This window comes from Parabacteroides faecalis, assembly GCF_022809355.1.
In the GTDB taxonomy this organism is placed as follows: Bacteria; Bacteroidota; Bacteroidia; order Bacteroidales; family Tannerellaceae; genus Parabacteroides; species Parabacteroides faecalis.
This window is the reverse complement of sequence record NZ_JAKZMM010000071.1, coordinates 1-14998: the sequence shown is the minus strand read 5'-3', so window position 1 is coordinate 14998 and position 14998 is coordinate 1. Positions and strand designations below refer to the sequence as shown.

Below are 14998 nucleotides of genomic sequence, written 5' to 3'. Positions count from 1 at the left end.
TAGATTCCAGTAAAAAATGATTGTAATGCGTCAGCCCTGGAATCCTATAGGAAATTAATTTTTTGACATCTGTGCTAAAGCTTTTCCACATCTGTGCTAAAGCTTTTTGACAAATATGCTAAAACTTTACGACATCTGTCAAACAATTAAAAAGTAAGGATATAAAAATAACTTCGTAACGGGGTCGCAACTTTGTGCCTTTTATTGAAATGCTTATATCTTCTTGTGATTTCGTTTCTTGAAGAATCGGAAAGTAGTATCTTTGCAACATGGGAAAGAATAAATTAGCTAAATTCGATGACATGGCGGGTTATCCGCATGTGTTTCAATATCCGTTCGGTGTTTTGAAGGAACAGGGTTTCCCGATGCAAGGGCATTGGAATGAGCAATTCTTCAAAAATGATCATCCGATCGTACTCGAACTGGGATGTGGTAAAGGGGAATATACGGTCGGACTCGGACGGTTGTTCCCGGAGAAGAACTTTATTGGAGTAGATATCAAAGGTGCCCGTATGTGGAGTGGTGCCAAGGAATCGTTGGAAAGCGGCATGACGAATGTGGCCTTCCTTCGGACCAGCATTGAGCTGATTGCTCATTTCTTTGCTCCGGGCGAAGTGTCGGAAATCTGGATTACCTTCCCTGATCCTCAGATGAAAAAGGTAAACAAACGACTGACTTCTACCCGCTTTATGAAGTTATACCGGGAAATCTTATCGGGTGATGGCCTGATTCACCTCAAGACGGACAGTAACTTTATGTTTACCTATACTTGTGAGATGGCGAAAGTCAATCATCTTCCGGTCAAGGTGCTGACGGATGATTTGTATCACAGCGGACAGGCCGACGAGATTCTCTCCATCCGGACCTATTACGAACAGCAATGGCTGGACCGTGGCTTGAACATTAAGTATATCCAGTTTGTTTGTGAAGAGCGGGAAGAATGGATAGAACCCGAAGTAGAAATCGAATACGATGCTTACCGGAGCTTTAACCGGAGCAAGCGGAGTGCTTTGGCTTCCGGAAAATAAACTTGTGAGAATCGTTTTCAAAATAAACGAGAATTAAAAACGAAATAAATTAAGTTCGTATGACTATATATCCACAATTAATTCTGGATGCGCTTAAGACAGTGCGTTATCCGGGAACAGGCAAAGACCTGATTGAAATGGGCATGGTGGAAGACAACATTCGTATCGACGGTATGAATGTAACCTTCTCCCTCCTTTTCGATAAACCGAACGATCCGTTTATCCGTTCGGTGGTAAAAGCTGCCGAAACAGCTATCCTGACGTATGTAAGTCCGGATGTCAACATTAAGAATAATATTACGGTTAAGGCTCGCCAGTTGGCACGTCCTGAACCGGACAAATTGCTGCCTGAAGTGAAGAATATCATTGCTGTTTCTTCCGGAAAAGGTGGCGTAGGTAAGAGTACGGTAGCAGCCAACTTAGCAGTAGCATTGGCCGGATTAGGTTATAAAGTCGGATTGCTCGATGCGGATATTTTTGGTCCGTCGCAACCTAAGATGTTCAATTTGGAAGAGGCCCGTCCTTATATGGTGGAAGTTGGTGGTCGTGAACTGATTGAACCTGCTGAGAACTATGGGGTGAAGATGCTTTCTATCGGTTTCTTTGTGAACAAGGAAGATGCCGTATTGTGGCGTGGAGCCATGGCAAGTAATGCCTTGAAACAGTTGATTGGAGATGCCAACTGGGGCGAACTGGATTACTTCCTGATTGACCTGCCTCCTGGAACAAGTGATATTCATCTGACCATGGTGCAGACGTTGGCAATTACTGGGGCAATTGTTGTCAGTACACCTCAGGAAGTGGCTTTGGCAGATGCCCGTAAAGGAATCAGTATGTTTACAGGAGATAAGGTGAATGTTCCGGTATTGGGACTGATTGAAAACATGGCCTGGTTTACTCCTGCCGAACTTCCGGAAAACAAGTATTATCTTTTCGGTAAAGAAGGCGGAAAGCGTCTGGCTGAAGAACTGCATATTCCATTGCTGGGACAAATTCCTATTGTTCAGAGTATCTGCGAAGGTGGTGACGAAGGAAAGCCTGTCGCTCTGAATCCGGATAGTATTACCGGACGTGCTTTCTTGGATTTGGCTCAGGAGGTTGTGAAGGAAATTGATTATCGCAATGAGCATTTAGCTCCTACCCAGCGTGTACATGTAACAAAGAAATAAATGGGATAACCATATATCTATCCTCGATCGTTTCCACACGACATTTTACTGGGAACGATGAGGTGATGGCAACAAATAAAAATAGCGGGAATTACTGTTGGTTCCCGCTATTTTTATTTTCAATATGGATGGTATTCTCTTCCAATTTGATGATTGTTTTACAGAAGAACTGATTTGATGGCATATTCCAGATCCGACTTAGGCATAACGCCGCGTCCCATTTTAGGTTTACCTTCCATCGGGATAAACAGTAATGAAGGTACAGACCGGATATTGAAAAGAGCTGCCAGTTCTTCTTGCTGATCAACATCTACTTTATACACATAAATCTGATCTTTGTATTTGTCGGCTACCTCTTCTAAAATCGGAGACAAGGCCTTGCAGGGTCCGCACCAAGTAGCGAAGAAGTCAATAATAGCCGGTTTATCTCCTAAATATTTCCATTCACCACCATTCCATACATTGGCTACCTTTGTGGTAAAGTCTTCTTTGTTCAGATATGATACACTCATTTTATTCCCTCCTATATTTATGTTTCTTACTAATACAAAAATAAGAAATATGTAGTTGTATGTCAAATATATAATTTCTATCTATCAATCAATTTCTTTTATATGCTATCATGGAACGATCAGCTTTGTATCTGTCCTACCTGTGTTTCAAACTGCATTTTATCCTTGGCTTTGTTACGCACTTTGCTCCGATAGTTGTAGATCGTAGTCAATGAGTAGCGTAAAAAACGGGCAATTTTGTTGCTGTCGGTAATTCCCAAGCGGATTAAGGCGAATATGCGTAATTCGGTTGATAGTAATTCTCCGGGATGTGGATGAATCTGCTCGTCATCCCGTAAAAGAGCATTTAAAGACTCTACAAAGTGAGGAAACAGACTCAGGAATGTTTCATCGAAACTTTTGTAGAACTTCTCTCGTTCTTCCGTGATAAACGATTCTGATTTAATAGCCTTAAACAGGGCTTTCAGGTCTTTGGAGATCGAAAGGTTCTCTAAGGAACGGCGATAATTTTCCATCTTATCCAAATACATGGTACATTGATCCAGATAATGTACGATATATTCCTGTTTAATCAGATTGGCCGATGAAAGCTCTTGGTTCACTTTATACAACTGCTTGTTGACATGTTGCAGTTGCTCGTTCATCTTACTCAAATCCAGACGGGCTACCTTCAGTTTTCGCATTTGCCTGTAAATATAGAGGACCATACCGACGAGCAAAAGTGAAACTCCTAAAGAAATAGACATTAATATTTGACGTAATTGCAACTCTTGTGCCGATTTAATCCGGTAAGCCTGGTCGATAATGGGATAAGATTGGGTGATACTGATTGCCCGAAAACGAGCATTGCAGAAAACGGCATCAGCCATTGAGCGGTTCAGATATTTATAAGCCCGTTCGATATCACCTTGCTGATAAAGCAGGTAAGCCAGTTTGTGCAAGGCAATATATTCTTTGATGGACAATTTTAAATCGACGATGGCCGATTTCGCTAAATAATACATCTCTTGCTCTGTATCTCCTAATCCTTCATAGGCGGTTGAGAGATCGAAAGCTACCAATCCGATGGAATGGCCTTCCAATAATTCAGCAGGGACGCTTTTGAGAACGTCAACGGCTTCTTGATAGGCTTTTCTAGCAATGAATTGCCCGGCCTGTAACCGATAGTATATTTCTACATCCGGAGAATATAAAGGAATTAACGAGTCTCTATACATGGTAGAAGTCTGATAATAGATATCCCGCTCTTTTTGTGTCAGCGAATAGCCGGCAATCAATCCGTATAGTGAATTCCACATGGAATAATAATATCGCAATTGACTTGTTGATAGTTTCTTTGAATCAATTTTTTCCAGCATGTCTATGGCTTCTTTATACATACCCATGGTAGAAAATAGTTCCGAACGGTTCATACGCAGTTCGTCTTCATAATCCCAATGCTTGGCTTTGGCCAGGTTTTCTTTTAAGGAAACGTAATGTAAGGCCGAGTCGGTTTGGTAGTTAAAATATTCCCGGAATAGCTTATTATAAATTTCATAACGTACGGAGTCGTTTCCTGCCAACGGGATGGATTCTTTCAGTCTCTCTATTTTCTGTTCTTTCCTGTTGTCATAAATACTTCGGTTTTCTACCACTTGATCCAGCTGCTGCAGCATTAAGCGTAAACTGTCTGTATATGACGGACGCGCATTCAAGGTAGAACATAAGATCAGAAATAAGATACACGGAAACAGACGAAACATGATTTACTGGTATTAAATGTTGTCAAGCGCTGTAAAGGTAATTATTTTATCTTTAAAAAGCTATTTTATGTGGTTTGGATTACATATTTGATTTATATTTTTGACTTCGGGTATTATTAAAAATGAAAGATAATCAATATTTTAAGCCTTTAGTATATTTATATCTTATTTACTTGGAATAAAAAGAGTCTTATCGTGCTCTATTTTTGCAAATGTAAAAATAGGAAAAAGAGAAAAAAGCTATTTTTAGTCATTGATAGATGATTGAAAATAGGTTGACGCTCTAAGACTTTTTTCTCCAAAGATACAAATTAGTGCTTAATCAAAACTTATCCTCTATGTTTGGCTGCGTGATGCAGGTAGGCATAGAGGTTTCTTTTTTCAAATACTTTTTGTAACTTGCAAGCTCAAATGTAAATCGGGGTTTACATACCCCATTAATAGTGGAATCTATATGGATAGAACATTCAAATCGAAAATAGGATGGTGGTATCATATGATCATCTGGATCATGGGGATATGTACAGTGTTGTCTTTTGTTCAGGGGCAGAGTCCGGGAAGAATGATTACTTTACTGTTGGTTACTTTATTCCTGATTCACTTGATGCTGACTACCTGGTATAAGATAACAGCAGACGGCGAGTTGATCGTACATTGTAGTTTCTTTCCAGAAAAGAAACTCAAGGTAGAAGAAATTGCGGCTGTCGAGCCTACTGCCCTGCCTGTTTCAAGTTATGCTTTGTCTTTGGACCGGCTGATTATTTATAAAGGAGAACAGCAATGGTTATTGATATCGCCGGTGAATAAAAAAGAATTTCTGAAGTGTCTCCGAAAGTATAACCCGGATATTCAAGTAAAGGAACCTTCTATCATGTAACGATCATTAAAGGTATTATTATGAAAGCACAGCTGAAAAAAGATTACCGGAATCCGAAACTCTATCGGTGGATTCTTATTTATGCCGTTTATGCTCTGCTCTGTGTGATCGTAGGAATTATTTCGAACGAACTGCTGAACATGGGTATTTGGCTGGCTGTTCCTTTGGGAGGTTTGTATGCGGTGGTGTTTATGCCGTATAGTATTACGGAAACAAACAATTTGCAAGGTGGATCAGGCATTATCCCGATTCTTTATATCACGCAGATTCATCAAACCGGACAACCGCATAAAGGCCTTACCGTTTATTATTCGATCCAAGCAGGAAAAGAGCAAAAGCGGAACTTTTATCCGCAGGATGAACAACGTTTTACAGCGATATTGAAAGAAATTAATCCGAATATATTAATTCAATTAATCTAATGAACATGAAATACGATGTAGCCATTATCGGTGGTGGTCCCGCCGGATATACTGCTGCCGAAAAAGCAGCTAAAGGTGGTTTATCAACTGTCTTATTCGAGAAGAATGCCTTAGGTGGCGTATGTTTGAATGAAGGTTGCGTACCAACCAAAACATTGCTGTATTCAGCTAAGACGTACGATCAGATCAAGCATGCATCCAAATATGCGGTGAGCGCAGAGAATCCTTCTTTTGATTATCCGAAAATCATTGCCCGGAAGAATAAAGTAGTGAAAAAGCTGACGGCCGGCATCCGCATGAAGATGAAAGAAAGCGGTGTGGAAGTCATTACCGGAGAAGCCATGATCCAAGGGAAAACGGATGAAGGAAATATCCTGCTCCAATGTACTGAACAGGTTTACGAAGCTAAGAACCTGTTGGTATGTACAGGCTCTGAATCGGTCATTCCTCCGATTCCAGGAGTCAATGAAACGGAATACTGGACGAGTCGGGAAGCTTTGCAGAGTAAAGAGTTGCCGGCTTCTCTGATCATCATCGGTGGCGGTGTGATCGGAATGGAGTTCGCTTCGTTCTTCAACAGTATGGGAACGGAAGTTCAGGTAGTCGAAATGCTCGATAAGATCTTGGGTCCGATGGATAAGGAATTATCTGATATGCTTCAGGCTGAATATGCCAAGCGTGGGGTTAAATTCTATCTGGGACATAAGGTAACAGGTATTCACGGACAGGAAGTAACGGTGGAAAAAGACGGGGAAAGCTTTACGTTACACGGTGAAAAGGTGTTGTTAAGCGTAGGCCGCCGTCCGGTTACGAAAGGATTTGGCTTGGAAACCTTGGCTTTAGAGCCTTACCGCAATGGCATAAAGGTCAATGAATACATGCAAACTTCCTTGCCTAATGTATATGCCTGCGGTGATATTACGGCATTTTCTTTACTGGCTCATACAGCTGTCAGCGAAGCGGAAGTGGCTATCGATCATATTTTAGGGAAAGCCCGTGCCATGAGTTATAAGGCTATCCCGGGCGTTGTCTATACGAATCCGGAAATTGCCGGTGTTGGTAAGACAGAAGAAGAACTGCAGGCCAGCGGAACTCCTTATCAGGTAAAGAAAATACCGATGGCATTCTCCGGTCGTTTCGTGGCAGAGAATGAAATGGGAAATGGAGTTTGTAAGTTAATTCTGGCTGAAGACGGTACGTTGATCGGTGCGCATTTATTGGGTAATCCAGCTTCAGAGCTGATAGTGATTGCTGGAATGGCCATTGAGAAAGGCATGAAGGCCGAAGAAATCAAATCATTTGTTTTCCCACATCCGACGGTAGGTGAAATTATAAAAGAAGCATTATAATGTATATAAAAACAGCCAATGGATACTTATTTTGTTGTGTCCATTGGCTGTTTTCTTGATAAGCCTTATTTCTTTTCTACGCTTTCCCAGGCTTTTGCCACAGCTTCATTGATATTGCTGCAAGTATTGTCTTCGCCCAATAGTTCATAGAATCCGGAACGTTCCAATACTTTATGTACCTTGTCATTTACACCCGATAAGATAATGTGAATATTTTCTTTCTGCGACATGACACACAGATTGGTCAGGTTATGAATACCTGTTGAGTCAATGAAAGGTACTTTACGCATACGGATAATACGGATCTTCGGACGATCGCCCAACTGCGACATGATTTCCTCAAACTTCGTGGCTATACCGAAGAAGTAAGGACCATTGATTTCATATACTTCCACACCCTTCGGCAAGGTAAGATGTTCTTCGTGTACTTCCAGGTCGGATTCTTTATTCGGGTCGATTTCATCGCGGATAACAGAGATTTCGGTGGTCTCCATGACACGTTTCATAAACAGAACGCAGGCAATCAGCAAACCGACTTCAATGGCTACTGTCAAATCGAAGATGACTGTCAGGAAGAAAGTAATCAGCAACACGGTTACATCCGACTTCGGATTCTTCATCAATGCCAGGAAAGTACGCCAGCCACTCATATTATAAGAGACAATAACCAATACACCGGCCAGACAAGCCATCGGTATATATTGAGCCAATGGCATCAGGAATAGAAGGATCAGTAACAGTACGCCTGCATGAACAATACCGGCAATGGGTGAACGACCTCCGTTATTGATGTTCGTCATTGTACGGGCAATGGCTCCTGTTGCCGGAATTCCTCCGAATATAGGAGAAACAATGTTGGCAATTCCTTGTGCAATCAGTTCGGTATTCGAATGATGACGGTCTCCAATCACACCATCTGCTACCGTAGCCGACAATAAAGATTCTATAGCGCCTAATACCGCTATGGTAACAGCTACCGGGAACAGGTTCTTGACAGCTTCCCAGTCTAATGCCGGAACAACAGCTTCCGGTAATTGGGCCTGGATACTAAACCGGTCGCCTATCGTATCGATGGTAGTGATGCCTTCATAGACTTTCATCAGATAAACAGCCAGTGTCACAACAACGATGGCGATCAGTGAACCCGGAATCTTCTTGGAAAACTTCGGTGTAATGGCAATAATGAAGATGCTGACAAAGCTAACCAATGCATTCCACCAGTTTATTGTATCAAAGTGACGGGCATACACCAGCCATTTGCCGATGAAATCGCCCGGAACTTTCTCTCCGTCGAAGTTCAGACCGAAAACGTCTGCTATCTGCGTGGTGAAGATCGTAACCGCGATACCACTTGTAAAACCGACAATAATCGGATAAGGGATGAACTTGATGACAGCTCCCAGTTTGAAAACTCCCATCAGAACCAATAGGATACCGGCCATTAAAGTAGCAACAGTTAAACCTTCGATGCCGTACTCTTGGATAATTCCGTAAATGATCACGATAAAGGCGCCGGTAGGTCCGCCAATCTGAACCTTGCTACCACCTAACAGAGAAATGATAAATCCGGCTACGATAGCTGTAATGATACCTTTCTCGGGTGTAACACCTGAAGCAATACCAAAAGCAATTGCCAACGGCAACGCTACAATACCTACGATAATTCCGGCCATTAAGTCTGTACTGAAATCCGTTTTTGAATAATTCCGGAATAACTCGAATAATTTAGGTTGAAAGTCAATCTTATTACTCATCTTACTCATGTTTTTTCTGCCTGTTATTGAATGAAGGCGCAAAAGTAGTAATAAAATATGAATAAATGTTTTTATTTATATTATTTCTGTCCGGTAACTATTGAGATTATAGGTTTTTGGGAGAACACTACCGCTGGGTTGTTTGTTCTTTGTATGAAGAAAGATAAAACGGGAAATGGTAATATGAAAAAGTTTAAGTATTTTTGTAACAAGGATTTTTATGGCAAAAGTAACTCTTAGATGATTCATATAAAGAAATAAAGCCCTAGATTTTAGATATATTGCTTATGAAGACGAAAAAGAAAGATAAGAAAAAAGATAAAGAGAAAAAGGGGAAAAGCAAACGGATCAAAAAAGACGATTTACTTCGTCTGATCACGACGTGTTTTGAATCCTCGCCTTCGTTATCGCTCAATTATAAACAGGTAAGCAAGCAGATTGGTGTAGAAAGCCAAGTGCAGAAATTACAGGTTTCGGCGATATTAGAAGATTTGGCTTTGGGTGGTTACCTGAAGGAAGTAGATCGTGGGCGGTATCATTTGAATAATATCGGTACGATTGCCGAAGGTGTTTTTACCCGGCGAAGCAATGGAAAGAATTCATTTATTCCGGATGGAGAAGGGACGCCTGTATTCATTGCTGAACGGAACTCGGCTCATGCAATGGATGGTGATCGCGTGAAAGTTCAGTTGTTTGCTCGTCGTAAAGGGGCTGAGCCGGAAGGCGAAGTGGTTGAGATTCTCGAATCCAAGGAACGGGTGTTTGTGGGTAAACTTCAGGTGGCAAAGGGCTTTGCCTTCCTGATTACCGAGAACAAGACCTTGGCGAATGATATCTTTATCCCGAAAGACAAACTGAAAGGTGGAAAGAATGGTGATAAGGCCGTTGTCCGTATCATGGAATGGCCCGACGATGCCAAGAATCCGTTGGGAGAAGTGATTGACATCTTGGGTAAAGCTGGTAGTAACAATGCTGAAATGCATGCTATCCTGGCTGAATTTGGTTTGCCTTATAAGTATCCGGAGAATGTAGAAAAGGCTGCTAATAAGATACCGGATACCATTCCGCAGGAAGAGATTGACAAGCGGGAAGATTTCCGGAATGTATTGACGTTTACCATCGACCCGAAAGATGCCAAGGACTTTGATGATGCCCTTTCTGCCCGTCAGCTGGATAATGGAAATTGGGAAGTAGGCGTGCATATTGCCGACGTAACGCATTATGTGAAGCCTGAAAGCTTGATTGATCGGGAAGCGGAATCGCGGGCTACGTCTGTTTATTTGGTAGACCGCACTATACCTATGTTGCCGGAGCGTTTGTGTAACCAGATCTGTTCTTTACGGCCTGACGAGGAAAAGCTTTGCTTCTCGGCTATCTTTGAACTGAATGCAGATGCGGAAGTTGTTAATTCGCGTATTTGTCGGACAGTGATCAAGAGCGACCGCCGTTTTACTTACGAAGAAGCGCAGCAGGTTATTGAAACGGGCGAAGGCGATTGCAAGGAAGCCATTCTGGCTTTGAATCAGTTGGCCCAGAAATTACGGGAGAAACGGTTTAAGAACGGTGCCATCAATTTCGACCGGTATGAAGTGAAGTTCGAAATTGATAAGGACGGAAAGCCGATCAGCGTATATTTCAAGGTTTCTAAAGAAGCCAACAAGCTGATTGAAGAGTTTATGTTGCTGGCCAACCGGACAGTTGCCGAATTTATCGGTCGTCCGCCGAAAGGAAAAACGAAGAAGACATTTGTCTATCGTATCCATGAATTGCCAGATCCGGAAAAGATGGAGAATTTTGCCACCTTTATCCGTCGTTTCGGATATCGCTTCAAGACAGACGGTAAGAAGAGTGAGATCTCGAAAGGCATCAATTCCTTGCTTGATCAGGTACAGGGTAAACCGGAGGAGAATCTGATCGAGACCGTAGCCATACGAGCCATGCAGAAGGCGAAATACTCTACGGATAATATCGGTCATTACGGTTTGGCATTCGATTATTATACGCATTTTACTTCTCCTATCCGGCGTTATCCGGATATGATGGTGCATCGTTTATTGGAGCGGTATATGCAAGGTGGCAGAAGTGTGGTCAAGAAGAAATATGAAGAGCTTTGCGAACATTGTTCGTCTATGGAGCAAGTGGCAGCCAATGCCGAACGGGCTTCTGTCAAATACAAGCAAGTGGAATTTATGAGTGACAAGCTCGGACAAATCTTTGATGGAGTGATTTCAGGTGTAACTGAATGGGGCTTGTATGTTGAGTTGAATGAAAACAAATGCGAAGGCTTGGTTCCGATGCGTGATCTGGATGATGATTACTATGAATTCGACGAAAAGAATTATTGTCTGATAGGCCGGCGCAACAAACATCAGTATCGTTTAGGTGATCCGGTAACCATTCGTGTCGCGCAAGCAAACCTCGAACGGAAACAGTTGGACTTCCAGTTAGTATAAAGATAGCCGTCAGAGAAAAAACTTTCTCTGGCGGTTTTTTGTTGTCTCTACACAATCTTTTAGAAGTACAGCATATAATTCTTCTTGTGAAACCGGGGTTGGAAGATGACAATTCCGATATGGAACAGATCGAATGTCAGACTGACTTCCTTCCGGTTACAAATCTCTTGCCAGAGGGTACGCATTTCCTGGTTTTCCCGAATTCCTTCCAGGAAAAAGACGGTATCCGGATGGATATGTTTCATGGTTTCTTCCAGGAAAAACCGGTTCTTTTCCTTCTCATGACTTGCTTGGAAGAAAACAAAATCCACTTTCCCTAAATCCTGCAATGCAGCAGGTAACGTCTGTTCGTAATCACCCGGATACAATTGTACCTTCGAATGATACTTCTGCAGGCTCCAGTTGGTTGTTTCTGCCGATGCTTCATCCTTTTCAAGGACAATGGCATTTACATCCGACGCATAAGCGGTTAAGTATAATGAGGCAATTCCTGCCGGAGAACCGATCTGCAACAACTTCTTCGGTTTGAAGAAATTGACTGTACGGAACAATAACTCGCCATGCGAACGCTTGATGTCTTTTCGGGCGAGCTTATTCCCTTTGTGTTCCAGTTGCCTTCTGATCAGTTCAATATCCTGATAACAGTAGTAACCGCAACGCTCGTCGATTACTTTGGTAATGAATGAAAAGGCAAAAGGGGAATGTACACCGAACCCTTTGCGATGACGCAAGAAGCGGTAGAACAGTATGGTTTCTTGCCAAGTATAGTTGAAAGGAAATACGTTCATTTTCTTATAATCTGATTTTAATAGCATTTAGGAAGATGTGTCCAGTGAAACATCCATGTCATCCGTACCCAAAAGACGGAGCGGAGATTTTGACACACCTTCCTATGATAAGTAAAACCGGATGAATGCATATCATCCTAAGGTTCTTAATTCAAAATAATCTCATCAACAAACAGGAAGCCTGGGTTTCCTTTTCCACCGTGCCAAGACGGAATCTTCTGTTCCGATAAGGCTTTTACTTTGACATAACGGGTCTTGACCGGATCAAACTTCAGCTCGTGCGTATAGATCTGGTTCGGATCACTTTCCTTCATAGCTGGATAAGCCTCAGAAGCTACTTCCTTGAATGTCTGGTTATCGTCGGATACTGATACGGTAATACCGCGTGTATCAAAGATCCAGTCGCCTTTTTCCACACAGGTATGTAACGTCATAGATGAAATCTCTGTTGCTTCTTTCAGATCGATAACGGCTTCCAGGTCATTGGTATAGAAAGCAATCCAACGTCCTGTCTTGTAGTTCATATTACCAGTCATACCATCTACCAGTACGGTTGCACCGCTGAACTCATATTGTTTGTTGATTGGCTGCAACATGGTAATCGGTTTCATGGATGATTTGCTGAAACTGATTTCATCTTTGGTGATCTTTGAACTGCCAGACGGGCGGATCGCTACCGTACGCAGCGTACAAGGCTTGTCAATCTTGATGACATCTGTATATTTCTCTGAAGCTGTTGTCGGTTCGCTACCATCCAACGTATAATAGATCGGAGCATTGTCGATCGTACGGGCTACGGCATCCAACGTACCGGTTTCGGTATTGGGTTTCAGATCCAGCATCACATCAAAGATGTGTGTAGCATAATTCCATCCGTTCTTCGCATAGATATTGACCAGACGGCTGACACGCTGCAGGAAGGCTTCGTAATTCTTCTTTTCCGGTGCGCACCATTGTGATTCACACAGGGCTGCCATACGCGGTAATACCATATATTGTACCTGCTTGAAGTCGGGAATATATTCTGTCCATAAGTTGGCCTGCACGCCGACAATATACTTCTGTTCTTCCGGACTTAACGATTTCGGCATCGGTTCATAACTGTAAACCCGTTCGATCGGCAGATAACCGCCAATTGCCATCGGCTCTGTCTCGGTATCTTTCGACTGATAATAATCGAAGTATAAGTACGTGTTCGGAGTCATGACTACATCATGATGCTGCTTGGCTGCTTCGATACCTCCGGCTTCTCCGCGCCATGACATTACGGTTGCATTCGGAGCCAGACCGCCTTCCAGGGTTTCATCCCAACCAATCATCTTACGTCCTTTTGAGTTCAGGAATTCTTCGGCTTCATGAATCACATAACTCTGTAGACGTTCTTCTTTGGTATGCTTGTTGTCGCTCTTCAAGCCCAAAGCCTTGATGCGGGCCTGACATTTCGGACAAGTGGACCATTTTACTTTTGGACATTCATCACCGCCCACGTGAATATATTCAGATGGGAAGATCTCTACGATTTCAGCCAGTACGTCTTTGATGAACTGGATGGTCTGATCGTTACCGGCGCATAATACATTGTCGGATACACCCCATTGTGTCCATACTTCATACGGACCGCCTGTACAGCCCAGTTCCGGATAAGCGGCTAAGGCTGCCTGCATGTGTCCCGGCAGGTCGATTTCCGGGATTACCGTGATATAGCGTTCTGCTGCATAGGCTACGATCTCTTTGGCCTGTTCCTGCGTATAGAAGCCACCATACGGTTTACCGTCGTATTTACCGGAGTTATGACCGATTACGGTTTCCTTGCGCATCGAACCGATTTCGGTTAATTTCGGATACTTCTTGATCTCAATACGCCAGCCCTGGTCTTCCGACAAATGCCAGTGGAAGCGGTTGATATTGTGTAAAGCCATCATGTCGATATACGTCTTGATCTCGTCCATCGAGAAGAAATGACGGCCTACATCCAGCATCATACCTCGATAACCGAAGCGAGGCTGGTCTTTGATTTCAACGGCAGGCAATTCTACGTTGCTGCCTTCCGCAACATCTACTGCCTTCCGCAAGGTTTGAATACCATAGAAAACACCGGCTTCTGATGGCGAGCTGATTACTACCTGATTGGCATCTACTTTCAGCTGATAAGCTTCCGGATTGTCGTTTGCCAAACCCAGTTGCAATACGATACCTCCTTTTCCTCCTTCACCGGCCTGTACTTGCAGTTCGATTCCGGTTTGTGCCTTGACATACGAAGCCAGGAACTCGGCATTCCGCTGCATCTTCTCGTTCCCTGCCGGATAATAAACCGTCATTCCGCTCTTCAACAAGAAAGAAGCTTGCTGTGTGGTGTTGATTTCCAACGGCATCGGAACTACTTCGTAATTGGCAACCGTTGTGGGCTGGTTCGAACAAGCTGTCATTAGCAAACCAGCTAGCGACCATCCCAAAAGATTTAACTTCGATAAAATTTGCATGATAATTATATTTATAAATTAGATGATTTAGATCTAAACAGATTTTATCAGCCAAAGTATTAAAAAGTTTTTAAATGGGCAAGAAACAAGGACAACATTCTTGATTTTTCTCTGTTCTGATGAGGCTTTTGATATGATTGACTATTCTAAATTCTCTTCAAATAGAAGTGAATAGTAGATGAATCAGAGGTGTTTCTCGTTTATTTTTTATCGTTCCACCCTTGTGGAACGATCGTCTCACAACTGTGGAACGATCGTATCACCTAGGTGGAATGATCGTTTCACCTGGGTGGAACGGTAAAAAGACAATAGGATCAGGGCTGACGCATTACAAACTTCCAGACCTTTTAAAAAGTATTTATCTTTAGAGAGTCAAAGGGATAATAATAAAAATCAAAGAAGTAATGGAAATATTTTCTATATT

At 42.5% G+C, this 14998-nt stretch carries 11 protein-coding genes; 6 read left to right on the top strand and 5 right to left on the bottom strand.

The window, feature by feature from the left end:
* Positions 1 to 269 precede the first annotated feature (269 nt).
* Both trmB and MUN53_RS17175 read left to right on the top strand, forming a co-directional pair.
* On the top strand, positions 270 to 1028 hold the full coding sequence (gene trmB / locus MUN53_RS17180; RefSeq protein WP_022455339.1) for a tRNA (guanosine(46)-N7)-methyltransferase TrmB: 759 nt from the start codon (positions 270 to 272) through the stop codon (positions 1026 to 1028).
* Between the two features lie 59 nt (positions 1029 to 1087).
* A complete protein-coding gene (locus tag MUN53_RS17175; RefSeq protein WP_022455340.1) occupies positions 1088 to 2197 on the top strand; it encodes an Mrp/NBP35 family ATP-binding protein in 1110 nt (369 codons plus the stop codon).
* A gap of 158 nt (positions 2198 to 2355) precedes the next feature.
* Here the strand turns inward: MUN53_RS17175 and trxA are convergent, their stop codons facing one another.
* Positions 2356 to 2709 carry a thioredoxin gene (trxA, locus tag MUN53_RS17170; protein WP_022455341.1) on the bottom strand — a complete coding sequence of 118 codons (354 nt, stop codon included), beginning with the start codon at positions 2707 to 2709 and terminating at the stop codon, positions 2356 to 2358.
* Positions 2710 to 2828: 119 nt separating this feature from the next.
* Entirely contained in the window at positions 2829 to 4451 is a 1623-nt protein-coding gene (locus tag MUN53_RS17165; RefSeq protein ID WP_243326619.1) for a DUF6377 domain-containing protein, read from the bottom strand.
* 454 nt (positions 4452 to 4905) lie between these two features.
* Here MUN53_RS17165 and MUN53_RS17160 point away from each other — a divergent pair, with 454 nt between their 5' ends.
* Genes MUN53_RS17160 through lpdA form a run of 3 tightly spaced genes read left to right on the top strand, consistent with a single transcriptional unit; the run spans position 4906 to position 7099 of the window.
* The gene (locus MUN53_RS17160) at positions 4906 to 5328 is read left to right on the top strand and encodes a PH domain-containing protein (RefSeq protein ID WP_243326618.1); all 423 of its coding nucleotides are present in this window, start codon (positions 4906 to 4908) and stop codon (positions 5326 to 5328) included.
* A 20-nt stretch (positions 5329 to 5348) separates the two neighbouring features.
* Positions 5349 to 5750, top strand: coding sequence for a hypothetical protein (locus MUN53_RS17155; protein WP_243326617.1), 402 nt, complete (start codon positions 5349 to 5351; stop codon positions 5748 to 5750).
* Between the two features lie 5 nt (positions 5751 to 5755).
* Positions 5756 to 7099: a dihydrolipoyl dehydrogenase gene (lpdA, locus tag MUN53_RS17150; protein WP_243326616.1), complete on the top strand. Its 1344-nt coding sequence runs from the start codon at positions 5756 to 5758 to the stop codon at positions 7097 to 7099.
* A gap of 65 nt (positions 7100 to 7164) precedes the next feature.
* Here the strand turns inward: lpdA and MUN53_RS17145 are convergent, their stop codons facing one another.
* Entirely contained in the window at positions 7165 to 8853 is a 1689-nt protein-coding gene (locus MUN53_RS17145) for a SulP family inorganic anion transporter (RefSeq protein ID WP_243326615.1), read from the bottom strand.
* A 287-nt stretch (positions 8854 to 9140) separates the two neighbouring features.
* Between MUN53_RS17145 and rnr the strand changes: the two genes are divergently transcribed.
* Positions 9141 to 11306, top strand: a complete 2166-nt coding sequence (rnr, locus tag MUN53_RS17140; protein ID WP_243326614.1) for a ribonuclease R — start codon at positions 9141 to 9143, stop codon at positions 11304 to 11306.
* Positions 11307 to 11365: 59 nt separating this feature from the next.
* On the opposite strand, the gene MUN53_RS17135 is transcribed toward rnr, so the two are convergent.
* Together MUN53_RS17135 and MUN53_RS17130 are read right to left on the bottom strand one after the other, a co-directional pair.
* Positions 11366 to 12094, bottom strand: a complete 729-nt coding sequence (locus tag MUN53_RS17135) for a class I SAM-dependent methyltransferase (protein WP_243326613.1) — start codon at positions 12092 to 12094, stop codon at positions 11366 to 11368.
* A gap of 146 nt (positions 12095 to 12240) precedes the next feature.
* Positions 12241 to 14574 carry a glycoside hydrolase family 20 protein gene (locus MUN53_RS17130; RefSeq protein WP_243326612.1) on the bottom strand — a complete coding sequence of 778 codons (2334 nt, stop codon included), beginning with the start codon at positions 14572 to 14574 and terminating at the stop codon, positions 12241 to 12243.
* Between the last annotated feature and the right edge of the window lie 424 nt (positions 14575 to 14998).